Genomic DNA, 16,640 nt, shown 5'->3' with positions numbered 1-16,640 from the left:
CGTCACCTGCCGGAGCTCGAAGGGGAAGGCTGGTCCGAGGTGTTCGGACTCGCCGACTCGGACGGTTTGGCGGAGGGCGAGGGCGAGGCGCTCCCGGAGGCGGAGGCGCTTGCCGAAGGGGACGCGCTCCCGGAGGGGGAACCGCTCGCGTCCGGGCTCGCACCGGGGCTCGTACGCACCTCCTCCGGCGAGGCCGACGGCAGCACACGGGGCGGGCCGGCGGCCGGGCTCGGCCTGCCCTTGACGGTGCCGTCCGGGTTCAGGAACGCGGGGTCGCCGCCGGGCACCATGCCCAGCTCGCGGGCGCGGCGCTGGAGGGCGTCGGGCGCCGAGTAGGCGTCGACGTCGCGCTGGAGTTCCTGCTCGTCGTCGGTGAGCTCGGTGGTCTGCTTCTTGAGCTTGCTGAGCTTGAACGAGCCCTCGTTGAGCGAGGAGTTCAGCATCAGGAGCGTGATCAGCCCGCCGCCGAGGAGCAGCACGACCAGGAGGACGAACGGGGCGCGCGCGGCCTGCGTGCCGCCGGACGCGCCGAGCGGGAGCAGCCGCGCGAGGCGGGCGGCCCTGCCGCGCAGCGAACCTTTCGAGCCACTGCTGGCGCTCATGACCACCCCTTCACGCGCGCGTACGTCACTCGGCCGTCACCTTTCGACATCCTCGCGGATGCGCTGCGCACCCCGCAGCCGTGCCGGAGCGGCCCGGCGGTTCTCGGCTACCTCTTCCTCCGTGGGAAGTTCGGCGCCGCGGGTCAGAAGCTTGAGGCGGGGCTGGAACTGCTCGGGGACGACCGGCAGTCCGGGCGGCGCCGTGTTGCTGGATCCGGCCGCGAACACCTGCTTGACCAGGCGGTCTTCGAGCGAGTGGTACGAGAGGACGGCGATCCGGCCGCCGACCGCGAGCGACTTCACGGCCCCCGGAATCGCCCGTTCAAGGACGCTCAGCTCGCCGTTGACCTCGATGCGCAGCGCCTGGAAGGTGCGCTTGGCCGGGTTGCCCCCGGTGCGCTTGGCGGCCTGCGGCAGGGAGTCGCGGATCAGCTCGACGAGCCGCGCGCTGTTGCTGAACGGCTCCTTCTCGCGCTCCCGCACGATGGCCGAAACAATGCGCTTGGCCTGCTTCTCCTCGCCGTACTGGCGCAGGATCCGCACCAGTTCGCCGGGCGGGTACGTGTTGAGGACCTCGGCGGCGCTCATCCCGGCCGTCTGGTCCATGCGCATGTCGAGCGGCGCGTCCTGCGCGTACGCGAAGCCGCGGTCGGCCTCGTCGAGCTGCATGGAGGAGACGCCGAGGTCGAACAGGACGCCCTGCACCTTCGGGATGTCCAAGCGGTCGAGGACCTCGGGCAGTTCGTCGTAGACGGCGTGCACGAGGGTGGCCCGGTCGCCGAAGGGCGCGAGGCGCTCGCCGGACAGCCGCAGCGCTTCCTTGTCGCGGTCGAGCCCGATCAGGCGGCACGCGGGGAATGTGGAGAGCAGCGCCTCGCTGTGCCCGCCGAGGCCGAGCGTGCAGTCGACGACGACCGCGCCGGGCTGGGCCAGCGCCGGAGCCAACATGTCCAAGCAGCGCTGGAGCATGACCGGAACGTGTCGCTGACTCAAGTGGGCCTCTCAGGTCCGGCGGTCGACGGTACGCACTGCCGGGTCCCCGCCCGCTCGTGAAGGGGAAGTGGTCCGTCGGCGCCGGGGAAGTGACGCCGGCCGACCGGAGCGGGAGGAGGCCGAGCCGTACGTACGCGCCGCGCACGCGGGGAGCGTTCCGGCTGCGCCTGGGCGGTACCGGGATCTCCGTGTTGCATCGTTGCGTGGTTGTCTGGGGTCGGCGTCACTTTAGTCCACGGTGCTCCCCGGTCAATCAACCGGTCGTTCGACGTGGCTGCGCGTCGCGGCCGCCCCGCCCGAAGCCGCGAACCGGTCGAATTCACCCGAGCGGCGGAGGCCGGGCCTCCGCTGTGGGTTCGCTCACAACAAGGCTCAATGATGTTCTTTGTCCCCTCTCACAGCGGGCCCGGACCTGGGGCGACGGCTACCGTCATAGCCATGACGACTTCTGCTCACCTCCCCTCTGGAGCCCCCTCCGAAGGCGCCATACCGGCCGACGGCTCCGTGACCGACCGCCTCGTCAATGCGAACGAGCGGTACGCAGCGGCGTTCACCGATCCCGGCATGGACGCGCGCCCCGTGCTGCAGGTCGCGGTCGTCGCGTGCATGGACGCCCGTCTGGACCTGCACGCCGCCCTCGGCCTGGAGCTCGGCGACTGCCACACGATCCGCAATGCCGGCGGCGTCGTCACCGACGACGTGATCCGCTCCCTCACCATCAGCCAGCGCGCGCTCGGCACCCGCAGCGTGGTCCTCATCCACCACAGCAACTGCGGCTTGGAGGGCCTTTCGGACGACTTCAGGACCGATCTGGAGCTCGAGGTCGGCCAGCGCCCGACCTGGGCAGTCGAGGGCTTCCGCGATGTCGACCAGGACGTGCGCCAGTCCATCCAGAAGGTGCGCACCTCGCCGTTCCTGCTGCACACCGACGACGTACGCGGCTTCGTCTTCGACGTGAAGACGGGTCTGCTGCGGGAGATCACCCCGGCCTGAGGCACCGGCCGACCCCGGTCGGCCTTCCTCGCAAAGGGTGCTAAGCCCTGACATATCGCGGCCAGTTGTCCACAGGCGAGTGACACGAACCGGTAACGCCAACAAGAATGCGTGTGTGACATCCGCACGAGCGGCGAACATCTCGTGCGCGCTGTCCGTGTATCGGGGTGGGCCGGTTCGCGTCGTGGCGCTCGGCCCGTAAGTGCGGGCCGAGGAGGGCCGGGTGACGACCTATGACGATCGAGCGAGCCTCACTGATCTGACCACCACCGCAGAGCGCGTGCGCGGGTCGGTGGAGGGTGTGATCGAGGGCAAGCCGGAGGTCGTACGGCTCTCGCTGACCGTGCTGCTCGCCGAGGGGCACCTGCTCATCGAGGACGTGCCGGGCGTCGGCAAGACGATGCTGGCGAAGGCGCTCGCGCGGTCCATCGACTGCTCGGTGCGCCGCATCCAGTTCACGCCGGACCTGCTGCCCTCGGACATCACCGGGGTGTCCATCTGGGACCAGCAGCGGCGGGACTTCGAGTTCAAACCGGGCGCGATCTTCGCCCAGATCGTGATCGGCGACGAGATCAACCGCGCGTCCCCGAAGACGCAGTCCGCGCTCCTGGAGTCCCTGGAGGAGCGCCAGGTCACCATCGACGGCCAGACGTACGAGCTGCCGAGCCCCTTCATGGTGGTGGCGACGCAGAACCCGGTCGAGATGGAGGGCACCTACCCGCTGCCCGAGGCCCAGCGCGACCGCTTCATGGCCCGCGTCTCCATCGGCTATCCGAGCCCGGAGGCCGAGCTGCAGATGCTGGACGTGCACGGCGGCGTGAACCCGCTGGACGACCTGCAGCCGGTGGCGCACGCGCACGACATCGTGAAGCTCATCGACGCCGTGCGCACGGTCCATGTCGCCGACGCCGTACGGCGCTACGCGGTGGACCTGGTCGCCGCCACGCGCACCCACCCGGATCTCAGACTCGGCGCGTCGCCGCGCGCGACGCTGCACCTGCTGCGCGCGGCCAAGGCGGCAGCGGCCCTCAGCGGCCGCGAGTACGCGCTGCCCGACGACGTGCAGACGCTGGCCGTCGCGGTCCTGGCGCACCGTCTGCTGCCCACCGCGCAGGCCCAGTTGAACCGGCGCACCGCGGAGCAGGTCGTCCTCGACATCCTTCAGCACACCCCGGTCCCGGCCGCCGAGCCCCGCGCGGCGCGGACCTACGACTCGACGACGCCCCCGCTGTACGGCCAGCAGCCGCCCGGTTCGCGGAGGCTGTGATGACGTCGGGGGGACACGTCGGGCCCTACGCGCCGGAGCCGGGGGGCCCGGAGGGCGGCGCGGGCAAGAACGTCGGCGACCGCAGCGGTGTGCGCACCGCCCTCGCCGGACTCACCACGCGCGGCCGCTCGTTCCTGGCCGCCGGTATCGCCGCGGGGATCTGCGCGTACGTCCTGGGGCAGAGCGATCTGCTGCGGGTCGGCCTGCTGCTCTCGGCGCTCCCACTGGTGTGCGCGGGCGTCCTGTACCGCACCCGGTACCGGGTCGCGGGCAGCCGCCGGCTCTCCCCCGCGCGCGTACCCGCGGGTTCCGAGGCCCGCGTGCACCTGCGCATGGACAACATCTCCCGGCTGCCGACCGGCCTGCTGATGCTCCAGGACCGGGTGCCGTACGTGCTGGGGCCGCGGCCCCGGTTCGTCCTCGACCGCGTCGAGGCGGGCGGGCGCCGCGAGGTGTCCTACCGGGTCCGCTCCGACCTGCGCGGCCGCTATCCGCTGGGCCCGCTGCAGCTGCGCCTCACGGACCCCTTCGGCCTGTGCGAACTGACCAGGTCCTTCTCCACGTACGACACCCTGACGGTGGTCCCGCGCGTGACGGCGCTGCCTCCGGTCCGGCTCAGCGGTGAGGCGAAGGGGTACGGGGACGGGCGGCAGCGCTCGCTCGCGCTGGCCGGCGAGGACGACGTGATCCCGCGCGGCTACCGGTACGGGGACGATCTGCGCCGCGTGCACTGGCGCTCCACCGCGCGCTACGGCGAGCTGATGGTGCGCCGCGAGGAGCAGCCGCAGCGCTCCCGCTGCACCGTGCTGCTCGACACCCGCGCCCCCGCCTTCCAGGGCGCCGGGCCCGACTCGGCCTTCGAGTGGGCGGTGTCCGGCGCGGCCTCCGCCCTGGTCCACATGCTCGAACGCGGCTTCTCCGTCCGGCTGCTGACGGACACCGGCAGCGCGGTGCCGGGCGAGGGCACCGACGGCTTCGCGGGCGCCAGCCAGGAGTCGGCGGACGCCGCGGGCCTGATGATGGACACGCTCGCCGTCGTCGACCACTCCGCCGGCGGCACGCTCTCGTCCGCGTACGACGTGCTGCGCGGCGGCAACGAAGGGCTCCTGGTGGCCTTCCTCGGTGATCTGGACGAGGAGCAGGCCTCCGTCGTCGCCAAGATGCGCCGCCGCAGCGGTGGCGGGCTCGCCTTCCTTCTGGACAGCGGTTCCTGGACGCAGGGTCCGGGGGCGCCGGTCTCGGAGCGCTGCACCGAGCGGCTGCGGATGCTGCAGGAGGCCGGCTGGACCGCGGTGGCCGTGCCGCACGGCGCGTCCCTCGAAGAGCTGTGGCGGCAGGCGGACCGGGAGCGGACGGGGGTCTCCGCGCAGGCCGGCACCCCGCACTCCCCGCACACCTCGGGGGGTTGGTCATGAGCGGTGGTGCCCGGCTGTCGATCTGCGCCACGCTGGCCACGTTCCTGGTCGCGTGCGCGCTGCTCCCGCTGGTCGACCGGTCCACGTGGCTGCTGCAGACCGTGATCCTGCTGGTGATCCAGGCCGCGGTGGGCGCGCTCGCCCGCCGGGTGCCGCTCGCCCGCCCGCTGACGGTGGCGGCGCAGGCCCTGGTGTCGCTGCTGCTGCTCACCCTCATGTTCGCCCGCGAGCAGGCGGTCGCCGGGGTCCTGCCGGGCCCCGATGCCTTCCAGCACTTCGGCCTGCTGCTCCAGACGGGCGGCGAGGACGTGGGGCGGTACGCCATACCGGCGCCGCTGACCGACGGCATCCGGCTGATGCTGGTGGGCGGCGCGCTGGTGATCGGTCTGTGCGTGGACGCCCTCGCGGTGACGTTCCGCAGCGCCGCCCCGGCCGGGCTCCCGCTGCTCGCCCTGTACTCGGTCGCCGCCGGGCTCTCCGAGGGCGGCACCGACTGGCTGTGGTTCCTGCTCGCGGCCGGCGGCTACCTCGTGCTGCTGCTCGCGGAAGGGCGCGACCGGCTCTCCCAGTGGGGCCGGGTGTTCAGTGGCGCCGGGCGGGTGCCCGGCGGGTCCACGCCCGTGCAGGAGGGCACGCGCGGCGCCCTCGCGCCCGTCCGCACCGGCCGCCGTATCGGCGCCGTCGCCCTGGGGCTCGCCCTGGTGGTGCCGCTCGTCCTGCCCACCCTGGACGGCGGGCTCCTCGGCCGGTCGGGCGGCGGCGTGCGCGGCGGGGCCGGGGGCGGCGGCACGATCTCCGCGGTCAATCCGCTGGTCTCGCTGCAGAACAGCCTGAACCAGCCGGAGGACCGGGAGGTGATGTCGTACCGGACCGACGCGGACCAGACGTCGGACATGTACCTGCGGATCGTGGCGCTCGACGAGTTCGACGGCACGACCTGGCGCCCCTCGGTGCGCAGCATCGACGGGGTGCCGTCCACCCTGCCGGACCCGCCGGGCCTGGGCGCCGACGTGCGCAGGACCCAGGTGCGGACGACCATCTCGGCGGCCGACTGGTACGCGCAGGACTGGCTGCCGATGCCCTACCCGGCGACGAAGGTGGGGATCGACGGGCGCTGGCGGTTCGAGCGGGTCGGCCGGACCCTGGTGGGCGACCACGGGCAGACCACGCGCGGGAAGACGTACACCGTCGACAGCCTGGTCGTGCGGCCGACTCCGCAGCAGCTCGCCGCCGCGGACGCGCCGCCGGGCGACATGGTCCGCGAGTTCACCAAGGTGCCGGCCTCCCTGCCGGACGTGGTGCGCAGGACCGCGCTCAAGGTCACCGCGGGCGCGTCGAACGACTACGAGCGCGCGGTGAAGCTGCAGGACTACTTCGCGGTCAACGGCGGCTTCACGTACAACACGGAGGTGCGGGCCGGCAGCGGCTCCGCCGCGATCGCCCGGTTCCTGAGGCAGAAGGAGGGCTTCTGCGTCCACTTCTCCTTCTCGATGGCCGCCATGGCGCGCACGCTCGGCATCCCGGCCCGCGTCGCGGTCGGCTTCACGCCGGGCGTGCCCGCGGGCGAGGGCCGGTACTCGGTGGGCCTGCGCGACGCGCACGCCTGGCCCGAGCTGTACTTCGAGGGCGTCGGCTGGACCCGCTTCGAGCCCACGCCGAACCGCGGCACGGCCCCCGACTACACGGTGGAGAACAGCCCCGAGGGCAGCCCCAGCAACCCGGCGGCGCCCAGCGAGTCCGCCTCCACCGCGCCCTCGGTGCCGGATCCGTCGGCCTCGCAGAGCTGTTCGCTGGCCGAGCGCAAGGAGGGCGGCTGCACCGGCGCCGCCCCGGCGGTCGTGGGCGGCTCCCCGGACGACGGGCCACCGTTCGGCACGATCACCCTGGTGTCGCTGATCGCGCTGCTGGTCGTCGCGGTGCCGTTGCTGCCGATGCTGTATCGGCGGCGGGTCCGGGCACTCCGGCTCGGCTCGGCGGGCGGCGCGGACGCCGACGCCGGCCGGGCGATGCAGCTCGGCTCGGCGGACCGCGCGGACACCGATGGCGGCCATGTGGCGCAGGTCGGCTCGGCGGGACGCGCGGACTCCGGTGCCGCCGGGCGCACGCTGGCCGCCTGGCGCGAGGTCATGGACACGGCGTGGGACCACGGCATCGCGCCGGACGACTCGCAGACCCCGCGGAAGGCGGCGGACCGCATCGTCCGGATCGGCGAGCTCGAGCCCGCCGCGGCCGACAGCGTGCACCGGGTGGCCGCGGCGGTGGAGCAGGTGCTGTACGCGCCGCGGCCCCGGCCCGTGCCGGGTCTGGGCGACGACGTACGCCGCATGCGCGACGACCTGCACGCGAAGTCCAGCAGGGCGACGCGGCTCCACGCGACATTCGCGCCCCGCTCGGCCGTCCGGGTGGTGTGGGCGGTGGCCCGGCGCCGGGACGCGTTCGTGCTGCGACTGCGCGAGCGGTTCACGCGGTCGGCCCGGCCCACTCGGCAGGAAGGCTGAGCGGGCCGGTCGCGCGGACGTCACGCGGAAGGGGCCGGTCACACCGAAAGGGCCCGTTACGCAGAAAGGGTGACCGCGCGACGCGGTCACCCTTTGTGCATGTCTTCGACGGGGGCGGGCGGCGTGGCGCCTGCCGCTCAGCGGCCGCCCTGCTCGTCCCTGCGGCGCTGCCAGCGCTGCTCGATGCGGTCCATCATCGAGCGCTTCTGTTTGCCCTGCCGTCGGGTCGTCTGCCCGCCCGGCACGGCTCCGGCGGCTCCGGCCGCGGGCTGCTCGCCCGGCTTGGGGGCCTTGCGCCAGCCGGTGACGGCGAGCACCGCACAGCCCAGCATGACGAGGAATCCCACCACACTGATCCAGATCTGCTGCGCGACCATTCCTGCCATGAGGAGCGCGATACCCACCAGGAAGCCCACGACTGCCTGGTAGACCCGACGTCGGGTGTATGTACGCAGCCCGCTTCCCTCAAGCGCTGTCGCGAACTTGGGATCTTCGGCGTACAGCGCTCGCTCCATCTGCTCGAGCATGCGCTGCTCGTGCTCCGAGAGCGGCACGGAGTCCTCCTCATCGTGCAGTCGCCGGGGCGACCGGGGGTCCCCTTCAGGATAGGCAGGGAATCGCCCCCGTGAAACCCGCCCCTCTACGCCAACTTCGCCATTGCAGACCGAGACACGACATCCCGACTCACAGGGCGACATGCCCAAGCGGCCGACCCGTCATGCCGGACGGTCACCTCAGATCATACGGCGCCGAGCGTCCGATCGGGGGGCCTGTGGCGTACTCCATCAAACGCTGCGCCGCTGATCAGCGGCAGCTCCCGGCCCCCGGTCAGCCCTCCCGGGCCACTCGCTTCTCTCCGAGCACGTGCAGTTGCGTGGCCACGGAATGGAACGCGGGCAGTTCCGCGGCGGCCGCTTCGAGCTTCAACAGCTCCTGCTGAGCGCTCGGCTCGGTGTCCACGAGGACGCCGGGAACGAGGTCCGCGAAGACCCGCACACCGTGCACCGCGCCGACGTCCGCCCCGGCTCCGCCGACGAGCTCCGTGAGCTGCTCGACGGTGAAACGGCGCGGCACGGGGTCGCCCTCGCCCCAGCGGCCCGCCGGGTCGTCGAGCGCCTGCCGGGCCTCCTTGAAGTGGCCCGCGAGGGCCCGCGCGATGACGGCGCCGCCGAGGCCCGCGGCGAGCAGGCTGAGCACGCCGCCCTCGCGCAGTGCGCCCACCGCGTTGCGCACGCCCTCCGTCGGCTCCTCCACGTACTCCAGGACGCCGTGGCACAGGACCGCGTCGTAGCCGTCGCGCTCGACGACGTCGAACAGGCCGGAGACGTCGCCCTGGACGCCGCGCACGCGGTCGGCGACACCGGCCTCCGCGGCCCTGCGCTCCAGGGCGAACAGCGCGTTGGGACTCGGGTCGACGACGGTGACGCGGTGGCCCAGCTGGGCGACCGGCACCGCGAAGTTGCCGCTGCCGCCCCCGGTGTCCAGGACGTCGAGGACCTCGCCGCCCGTCGCCTTGGCGCGGCGGTCGAGGGCGTCCTTGAGGACGTCCCAGACCACGGCGGTACGGAGGGAGGCGCGGGGCCGCGAGGAGTCGGAGCGCTGTGACGTGGCTCGCGGGTGGTGATCCGACACGGCAGGTGACTCCTCGGGGCGGCTCCGACCGGCGGAGCGAGTACTGGTTCGGGCGCCTCCACCCTAATGGGCGCCGCCCGGAGCCCACGCCAACCGTGCGTGCGGTCCCGCGCCCTACCCGGCGTCCTGCACCTCGCTCCGGCTCGCGCGCCCGTCCCCCTCCTGGCGGGGCTGGGGCAGCACCGGCTGGAGCAGGAGCATGCGCTCGACCAGACGCAGGAACATCGCCACGTCACGCAGCAGGTCGTCGGCGTCGCGGACGGTGGCCGCGTCGCGGATGCCCGCCTCCGCGCGGGCGCGCTTGGTGGCGCCCGAGGCGAACAGGGCGCTCCACTCCGTCAGTTCGGGGGCTATCTCGGGGAGGACTTCCCAGGCGCTGCGGATCTTGGCGCGGCGCCTCGGCGTGGGCTCGGGCCTGCCGCGGGCCGCGAGCACGGCGGCGGCGGTGCGCAGCGCGGCGAGGTGGGCGGTGGCGTACCGCTCGTTGGCCGTCTCGAGCGCGGACGCCTCGTCGAGTCCGGCGCGGGCCTGGGCGAGCAGGTCGAGGGCTGCGGGTGGGGCGCCGGCCCGGCGGATCACCGGGTGGATGTCGCTCGCGGGGCCGGTGGGTGAGGGGGCAGGGCCGGTGGCGGCACGGCGGCGTGCGGCAGCAGCGGTGGGTGCCTTGTGTCCAGCCATGACGAACCTCCTGTCGTCTGTGTGACGGCGCTGTGGCCGTATGTGCCCATCGTGGGGTACGCCACTGACAATCGACCCTGACCAGGCATTTTGCTTCGATCGGAAGTTCGGGCTAACTTTTGCACTGACCAGTCAGTTCAAAGAGGTGCCCAGGGGGGAACCATGGACGGCCCGGCGAGCGGGGCGACGAACACGGACGAGCACGGGGCGACGGGCGGAGCCTCGCTGGCCGCCGCGGAGTTCGGCCTCAAGGGGCCGCGCGGCTGGGCCTTCCGGGGTGTCGACGTCGACGCGGCGGCGGGGTCGCTCGTCGCGATCGAGGGCCCGTCCGGCAGCGGCCGCACCTGTCTGCTGCTCGCGCTGACCGGGCGGATGAAGCCCAGCGAGAGCACGGCGCGGGTCGGCGGGATGCGGCTGCCGAAGCAGATGACCGCCGTACGCCGGATGAGCGGGCTCGCGCACGTGCCCGGCGTGACGGAGCTCGACCCCGCCCTCACCGTGGCCGAGCACCTGCGGGAACAGGCGCTGCTCCAGCGGAGGTTCGACGGCACGCTGCGCGGACTGCTGCGCACGCCCGCCGAGCGGCGGGCCGAGGCGAGCCTGCGCATCGACGCCGCGCTCGCCTCCGCCGGGCTCGACACCGAGACGCTGCCGAAGGGCTCCCGCACCTCCGTGCGCGACCTGGAGCGCCTCGAAGCGCTGCGCCTGTCCCTGGCGCTCGCGCTCATCGCCCGCCCGCGCCTGATCGGCGTCGACGACACCGACCTGAAGCTCGCGGACGCCGAGCGGGCCGAGATCTGGGCCCAGCTGCGGACCGTCGCCGACGCGGGCACCACGGTCGTCGCCGTGTGCAGCGAGGCCCCCGAAGGGGCGGTCGTCGTGTCGACCGCCCCGGTGAACACCACGAACGACACCGCGAACGACACCGCGAAGGAGACGGCCGATGCGCTCGCCGAAGCTCGCCGCGCTTGAACTCAGGCGCTTCGGCAGGGGAAAGCTGCCGCGCGCCGCGCTCGTCGCGCTCCTGCTTCTGCCGCTGCTCTACGGGGCGCTGTACCTGTGGTCCTTCTGGGACCCGTACGGAAAGCTCGACAAGATCCCGGTGGCGCTCGTCAACGACGACCAGGGCGCGAAGGCCGCGGGCCAGAAGATCAGTGCGGGCGACGACATCACCAAGGGCCTGTACGACAGCGACACCTTCCAGTGGCACGAGGTCGACTCCGCACAGGCGAAGCAGGGCGTGGAGGACGGCACGTACTACCTGTCGCTGACCATGCCGAAGGACTTCAGCAAGCGCATCGCGTCGAGTTCGGGCGACTCGCCCGAGACCGGCGCCCTCCAGGTACGCACGAACGACGCGAACAACTACATCGTCGGGCAGATCTCCCGGACGGTCTTCTCCGAGGTGCGCTCCGCTGCGTCCACCAACGCGTCGCGCTCGTTCCTCGACAAGATCTTCGTGTCCTTCTCGGACATCCATGACGCGACGAAGAAGGCCGCCAAGGGCGCGGACCAGCTCGAGGGCGGCATCGGCAAGGCCAAGAAGGGCTCGCAGGACCTGGCCGACGGCCTGAAGGACGCCAAGAAGGGCAGCGGCGACCTGGAGAGCGGACTGACGAAGCTCACCACCGGAGCCGGTGACCTGGAGTCGGGCTCCCGACAGGTCTCCGACGGCACGCAGCAGCTCGCCGACAAGGTGAACGGCGCCGCCGACCAGGTGCGCCCCTTCCTGAAGGGCAACAAGAAGGCGATCGCCGACACCGCGCGCCTGGTCGCCGACTCCGCACAGGGTGTCCGGCACAACCTGGACACCCTGGTGAAGATCGCCCCCACCGCGCGCACGGGCGCGCACGCGGGCTCCGACGCCCTGGACGCGATCTACGAACGGCGCTGCGAGAAGGCCGTGATCGACGATCCGGCCTGCCCGGACCTGAAGAAGGCGAAGACCGCGGCGAACGACGTCGCCACGATCTCCGACGACCTGAACACGCTCATCCAGGACGAGCACGGCAACCTGGGCCAGATGGACAGCCACCTGGCGATGCTCCAGAAGCAGTCCGAGAACCTCGCCAGGAACGCCCCGACGCTCGACCAGGACGTCGAGAACGCGGTCGCCCAGATCAACAAGCTCAACGACGGAGCGGGCCAGGTCGCCGCGGGCGCCAAGAAGCTGCACACGGGCCTCGGCACGGCACACACCGGATCGACGGAACTCGACGCCGGGGTCGGCAGGTTGACGACCGGGGCGGACGACCTGAACGGCGGGATGTTCCAGCTGGCCGACGGCTCGGGCCAGCTCGCGGGCGGACTGCACGACGGCGTGCAGAAGATCCCCGACTACGACAAGAAGGACCGCGACCAGCGCACCGGCGTGATGGCCGACCCCGTACAGCTGGCCTCCCAGTCGCTGCACAAGGCGCCCAACTACGGGACGGGCTTCGCCCCGTACTTCATCCCGCTCTCCCTGTGGGTGGGCGCGATGGTCGCCTACATGCTGATCCAGCCGCTCAACCGGCGCGCCCTCGCGGCCGGCGCCTCCTCCTGGCGGGTGGCGTTCGCGGGCTGGCTGCCCGTGGCCGCGCTCGGGTTCCTTCAGGTGGCGGCCCTGATGTCCGTGCTGCACTGGGCCCTCGGCCTGGAGATGCTGCACGCGGCCGGCACCGTCGGCTTCCTGTGCCTGGTCACGGCGTGCTTCGCGGCGATCGTGCAGTGGCTGAACGCGCGCTTCGGGGCGGCGGGCCGCATCCTCGTGCTCGCCTTCCTGATGCTGCAGCTGACGTCGGCGGGCGGTACGTATCCCGTCCAGACGAGCCCCGGCTTCTTCAACGCGCTCCACCCGTTCCTGCCGATGAGCTACGTCGTGGAGGCCCTGCGGCGGCTCATCTCCGGCGGCGGACTCGGACCCGTGTGGCAGGCGTGCGTGGTGCTCACCGCGTTCACGGTCGGCGCGCTCGCCCTGACCGCGTGGACGGCCCGGCGCAAGCAGGTGTGGACGCTGGACCGGCTGCACCCGGAGCTGAGCCTGTGAGCGCGCCCACACCGGCTCCTGTGAGAATCAGGGGCATGGAAAGCAGCACACGGCGCCAGGCCACCCGGCAGAAGCTCTACGAGGCCGCGGTCACGCTCATCGCGGAGCAGGGCTTCTCCGCGACGACGGTCGACGAGATCGCCGAGCGGGCCGGGGTGGCGAAGGGCACGGTCTACTACAACTTCGCCAGCAAGTCGGTCCTCTTCGAGGAGCTGTTGCGGCACGGCGTCGGGCTCCTCACCGCCTCCCTCCGGGAGGCGGCACAGAAGGCGGACGAGAACGGCGGCAGCAAGGTCGACGCGCTGGACGCGATGATCCGCGCGGGTCTGGAGTTCATCGACCAGTACCCGGCCTTCACCCAGCTCTACGTGGCCGAGCTCTGGCGCACCAACCGTGCCTGGCAGTCCACGCTCGCCGTGGTCCGCCAGGAGGCGGTGGCCGTCGTCGAGGGCGTCCTGCGGGCCGCGGTGGACAGCGGCGAGCTGAGCGAGGAGATCGACGTGCCGCTCACGGCGGCCGCCCTCGTGGGCATGGTCCTCGTGGCCGCCCTGGACTGGCAGGCCTTCCAGCCGGAGCGCTCGCTGGACGATGTGCACGGCGCGCTCTCGCTGCTGCTCCAGGGGCGGGTCGGCGGCGGGCAGCCGCTGACGGGCAAGGCCTGAGGCACAGCCGCCGGGGCGGGGCCCGGCACACGTGAAAGCGCCGGTCCGGCGGGGCCTGTGGTCATTCTCAGGCCTCACCGGACCGGCGCATCCCCCGTGGATCCCCCGTCTCCCCCGTGGGATCCCCCGTTTCCCCCGTTGGACCCCCGTGCAGTCGCCCCCAGGGTCCCCCGTGCTCACTCCCGCCCTCGCGGGCGAGAGGAGCGGCAAGAGGCACTCGATCCGTTCCGCCGCCCCGTGTCGGCGGTGCCGTGTCCGTGCCCCCTTCCGTGGTCTCCACTCTCCCGTCTGCGCAGGTCGAGCCCCATCCGCGTACCTACTCATCTCAACGGCTAGGTACGGATACTCAGGCGTGCGTGCTCAAGCCCGGGCGGACCCTGCGCCCGCACTCAGTGCGCCGCTGTGCCGGTGCGACCTGGCGGCGGCGTTGTCAGTGGCGGCGGATAAGGTCCCTGACATGGCACGAATCGCGGTGATCGGCGCGGGAATGGGCGCCATGGCGGCCGCCGCTCGGCTGGCCGTGGCGGGCCACCGACCGGTGGTCTTCGAGCGCGCGTCGACGTACGGCGGGGCGCTGGGCCGGATCGAGCGCGACGGCTTCGCGTTCGACACGGGTCCGGGGCTGCTCCAACTGCCCGCGGTCTACCGGGACTTGTTCATCAAGACCGGCAAGGAGCCGCTGGAGGACCTCGTCGGCCTCACCCAGATCGAGCCCGCGGTGCGGCACGTCTTCGCGGACGGCACGACGACGGACCTGCCGAACGCACGGCGGGCAGGCGTCGCCGAGGCCCTGGACGCGTCGGTCGGCGCGGGCGCGGGCGCGCGCTGGTCGGCGTTCGTCAATCGCGCGCGGGAGGCGTGGGACCGCTCGCGGCGCCCGCTGCTCGAAGAGCCGCTGTGGCCGAACTGGCAGGTGCTCGCCGACCGCGAGCCGTACCCCGCGGTCGTGCACAAGCGGGTCCTGCGCAAGGACCGCGCGGCCGCGACGCTCGCCGAGATCGGCGCGCTCGAACTGGGCGGGGAGCCCCGCCTGGTGGCACTCCTCGAGCAGTACGCGCTGGCGTACGGCCTCGATCCCCGTACGGCCCCCGCGAGCGCGGCCGTGCTGCCGTACATGGAGCAGACCTTCGGGACGTGGGCGGTGACCGGCGGGATGCGGGCGCTCGCGGACGCCGTGCACGCGCGCTGTGTGCGGCGCAAGGTCGAGTTCAGATTCGGCTCGGCCGTCACCCGGATCGTGGAGAAGGACGGGCGCGCGGTCGGCGTGGAGCTGGCCGACGGGACCGTCGAGGACGCCGAGTTCGTGGTGGCGGGCGTCGCTCCCGGCGTCCTGGACGGGCTGCTGCCGGGGCGCTCCGTGCGCGCCGGGGGACCTGCCCAGCGCGAGTCGGCGTGGCCGGGCCGGCTGACCGTGCACCTCGCGCTGCGCGGGGCCCGGCCGCAGGACACCCCGCACCGGACGGTGGTGCACACGGCGGACCGGGACGCCGAGCTGGCGTGGCTCTTCGAGAGCGGCGCCGCGCCGTCGGGACCGACGGTGGCGGTGCTGCGCACCGGGGACGCGGCGGGTGTGCCGGACGCCGAGCACGAGGCGGTCACGCTCATGGCGACCGTGCCCGCGCGCGCGGGCGGGGCCGACGTGGAGCGGATGCTCGCTGCGGCCGAGCGGGCGGTGCCCGGGCTGCGCGAGCGGCTGCTGTGGCACGAGGTCCGCACCCCGCAGGACATCGCCGAGGCCACCGGGGCCGAGGGCGGCGCCGTGCCCGGCCCCGCGCTCGCGGCGGCGCGCGGCGAGCTGCTGCACGCGGCGAACACGACGGCGCTGGCGGGCCTGACGACCGTGGGCGGCTGGTCCCACCCCGGCGGCGGGCTGCCGCACGCGGGCATGTCGGGTGCGCTCGTGGCGGGCCTGCTGGTGGAGGGACCGGAGTTCCGCGGCTCGCAGTGAGCCCCGAGCACCTCGGCCGCTCGGGGCGGCTCGCTCAGTACCGGTACTGCTGCTCGTTGTACCCGGTCTCGTTGTACCCGTTGTCGTACCCGGTGTTCGGGTCGTGCTGCGGGTACGTCGGGTACTGCTGCTCGGGCGGCAGTTCACCGCCGTAGGTCTGCTGCTGCTCGTCGCCGTGGCGCTGCTGCGGCACCCAGACGCCGCCGGGAGGCGTGTCTCCGCCGTAGCCCGGAGCCGTCGCGTACGGGTCGGTGTAGCCCTGCCCGGTGGCGTACGGGTCGCCGTACTGAGGCTGCGTCGGGTAGGTCTGCGCCCCGATGTACGGGTCCGAGTACGGCGCGGCGTAGGGCTGCTGCCCGGCGTCGTAGCCGTAGCCCTGCTGGTCGTAGCCGTAGGACCCGGTGTCGTAGCCGTAGTCCTGCGTCCCGTGCGCCGCGTGGGCGGTCTGAGCGTACGCCGTGTCCTGGTAGACGCCGTACTGGCTGGTGTCGTCGGGCATCGGCTCGGGTGCGTACACCGCCGTGCTCTCGGCCGCCGACTCCGGGACGTGCGCGTACTGCTGCGGCGCCGGCTCGTACTCCAGGTCCGAGACCTGGAGCGTCGGGTCCTGGTGCAGCTCCTTCTCGGAGCGGCGGCCCTTGTCGGTGCCGGGGACCCCCGGCATGCCCTTGAGCGACCAGCCCGCGTCGAATCCGCGGCGGAAGGACAGCGTGACGTACGTCTGGCCGATCGCGAAGGCGATGGCCCCGGCCCCGATGACGATCACCGAGGGCAGCAGGACACCGATCACGACTCCGAGGAAGCCGCCGAAGGCCAGCAGCCGCCAGCGCAGCCGCGCCTTGTACTGCAGCAGGACCTCACCGAGGAGCCACAGTGCCACCAGTCCGAACGCGACATAGAGGACCGCCCAGCCCATGTACGCCC

14 protein-coding genes are annotated in these 16,640 nt (G+C 72.9%); 8 read left to right on the top strand and 6 right to left on the bottom strand.

Going from position 1 to position 16,640, the window contains the following annotated elements; translation table 11 throughout:
* Window positions 1–2: 2 nt before the first annotated feature.
* Complete coding sequence (ftsL, locus tag ACY34M_RS04460; RefSeq protein WP_462718597.1) at window positions 3–602, bottom strand: cell division protein FtsL; 600 nt, start codon at window positions 600–602, stop codon at window positions 3–5.
* 36 nt (window positions 603–638) lie between these two features.
* Window positions 639–1,595: a 16S rRNA (cytosine(1402)-N(4))-methyltransferase RsmH gene (gene rsmH, locus ACY34M_RS04455; RefSeq protein ID WP_462718596.1), complete on the bottom strand. Its 957-nt coding sequence runs from the start codon at window positions 1,593–1,595 to the stop codon at window positions 639–641.
* 375 nt (window positions 1,596–1,970) lie between these two features.
* Here rsmH and ACY34M_RS04450 point away from each other — a divergent pair, with 375 nt between their 5' ends.
* The 4 genes from ACY34M_RS04450 (at window position 1,971) to ACY34M_RS04435 (ending at window position 7,768) form a co-directional block, all read left to right on the top strand.
* A complete protein-coding gene (locus ACY34M_RS04450; RefSeq protein WP_462718595.1) occupies window positions 1,971–2,588 on the top strand; it encodes a beta-class carbonic anhydrase in 618 nt (205 codons plus the stop codon).
* Between the two features lie 223 nt (window positions 2,589–2,811).
* Window positions 2,812–3,855: an AAA family ATPase gene (locus tag ACY34M_RS04445; RefSeq protein WP_462718594.1), complete on the top strand. Its 1,044-nt coding sequence runs from the start codon at window positions 2,812–2,814 to the stop codon at window positions 3,853–3,855.
* A complete protein-coding gene (locus ACY34M_RS04440) occupies window positions 3,855–5,270 on the top strand; it encodes a DUF58 domain-containing protein (RefSeq protein ID WP_462718593.1) in 1,416 nt (471 codons plus the stop codon). Before ACY34M_RS04445 ends, ACY34M_RS04440 begins: the two co-directional genes overlap by 1 nt.
* On the top strand, window positions 5,267–7,768 hold the full coding sequence (locus ACY34M_RS04435; RefSeq protein WP_462718592.1) for a transglutaminase TgpA family protein: 2,502 nt from the start codon (window positions 5,267–5,269) through the stop codon (window positions 7,766–7,768). Before ACY34M_RS04440 ends, ACY34M_RS04435 begins: the two co-directional genes overlap by 4 nt.
* Before the next feature lie 137 nt (window positions 7,769–7,905).
* On the opposite strand, the gene ACY34M_RS04430 is transcribed toward ACY34M_RS04435, so the two are convergent.
* The 3 genes from ACY34M_RS04430 to ACY34M_RS04420 all read right to left on the bottom strand — a co-directional run bounded on the left by ACY34M_RS04430 (window position 7,906) and on the right by ACY34M_RS04420 (window position 10,078).
* Window positions 7,906–8,322 carry a DUF3040 domain-containing protein gene (locus ACY34M_RS04430; RefSeq protein WP_462718591.1) on the bottom strand — a complete coding sequence of 139 codons (417 nt, stop codon included), beginning with the start codon at window positions 8,320–8,322 and terminating at the stop codon, window positions 7,906–7,908.
* Window positions 8,323–8,596: 274 nt separating this feature from the next.
* Complete coding sequence (locus tag ACY34M_RS04425) at window positions 8,597–9,400, bottom strand: class I SAM-dependent methyltransferase (protein WP_462718590.1); 804 nt, start codon at window positions 9,398–9,400, stop codon at window positions 8,597–8,599.
* 114 nt (window positions 9,401–9,514) lie between these two features.
* Complete coding sequence (locus ACY34M_RS04420) at window positions 9,515–10,078, bottom strand: SAV_6107 family HEPN domain-containing protein (RefSeq protein ID WP_462718589.1); 564 nt, start codon at window positions 10,076–10,078, stop codon at window positions 9,515–9,517.
* Window positions 10,079–10,240: 162 nt separating this feature from the next.
* Here ACY34M_RS04420 and ACY34M_RS04415 point away from each other — a divergent pair, with 162 nt between their 5' ends.
* From ACY34M_RS04415 to ACY34M_RS04400, 4 genes are all read left to right on the top strand, one after another.
* Window positions 10,241–11,050 carry an ATP-binding cassette domain-containing protein gene (locus ACY34M_RS04415; protein WP_462718588.1) on the top strand — a complete coding sequence of 270 codons (810 nt, stop codon included), beginning with the start codon at window positions 10,241–10,243 and terminating at the stop codon, window positions 11,048–11,050.
* On the top strand, window positions 11,022–13,106 hold the full coding sequence (locus tag ACY34M_RS04410; protein ID WP_462718587.1) for a YhgE/Pip family protein: 2,085 nt from the start codon (window positions 11,022–11,024) through the stop codon (window positions 13,104–13,106). The genes ACY34M_RS04415 and ACY34M_RS04410 overlap by 29 nt, the downstream gene beginning before the upstream one ends.
* A gap of 35 nt (window positions 13,107–13,141) precedes the next feature.
* Window positions 13,142–13,768: a TetR/AcrR family transcriptional regulator gene (locus ACY34M_RS04405; RefSeq protein WP_462718586.1), complete on the top strand. Its 627-nt coding sequence runs from the start codon at window positions 13,142–13,144 to the stop codon at window positions 13,766–13,768.
* A 457-nt stretch (window positions 13,769–14,225) separates the two neighbouring features.
* A complete protein-coding gene (locus ACY34M_RS04400) occupies window positions 14,226–15,716 on the top strand; it encodes a phytoene desaturase family protein (protein WP_462718585.1) in 1,491 nt (496 codons plus the stop codon).
* A 34-nt stretch (window positions 15,717–15,750) separates the two neighbouring features.
* Here ACY34M_RS04400 and ACY34M_RS04395 read toward each other — a convergent pair whose 3' ends face one another.
* The gene (locus ACY34M_RS04395; RefSeq protein ID WP_462717703.1) at window positions 15,751–16,632 is read right to left on the bottom strand and encodes a hypothetical protein; all 882 of its coding nucleotides are present in this window, start codon (window positions 16,630–16,632) and stop codon (window positions 15,751–15,753) included.
* Between the last annotated feature and the right edge of the window lie 8 nt (window positions 16,633–16,640).

The sequence above is a fragment of the Streptomyces sp. EDA2-14 genome, assembly GCF_054963755.1.
Note: the sequence above shows the minus strand (reverse complement) of the source record. Positions and strands in the feature narration are given on the sequence as shown.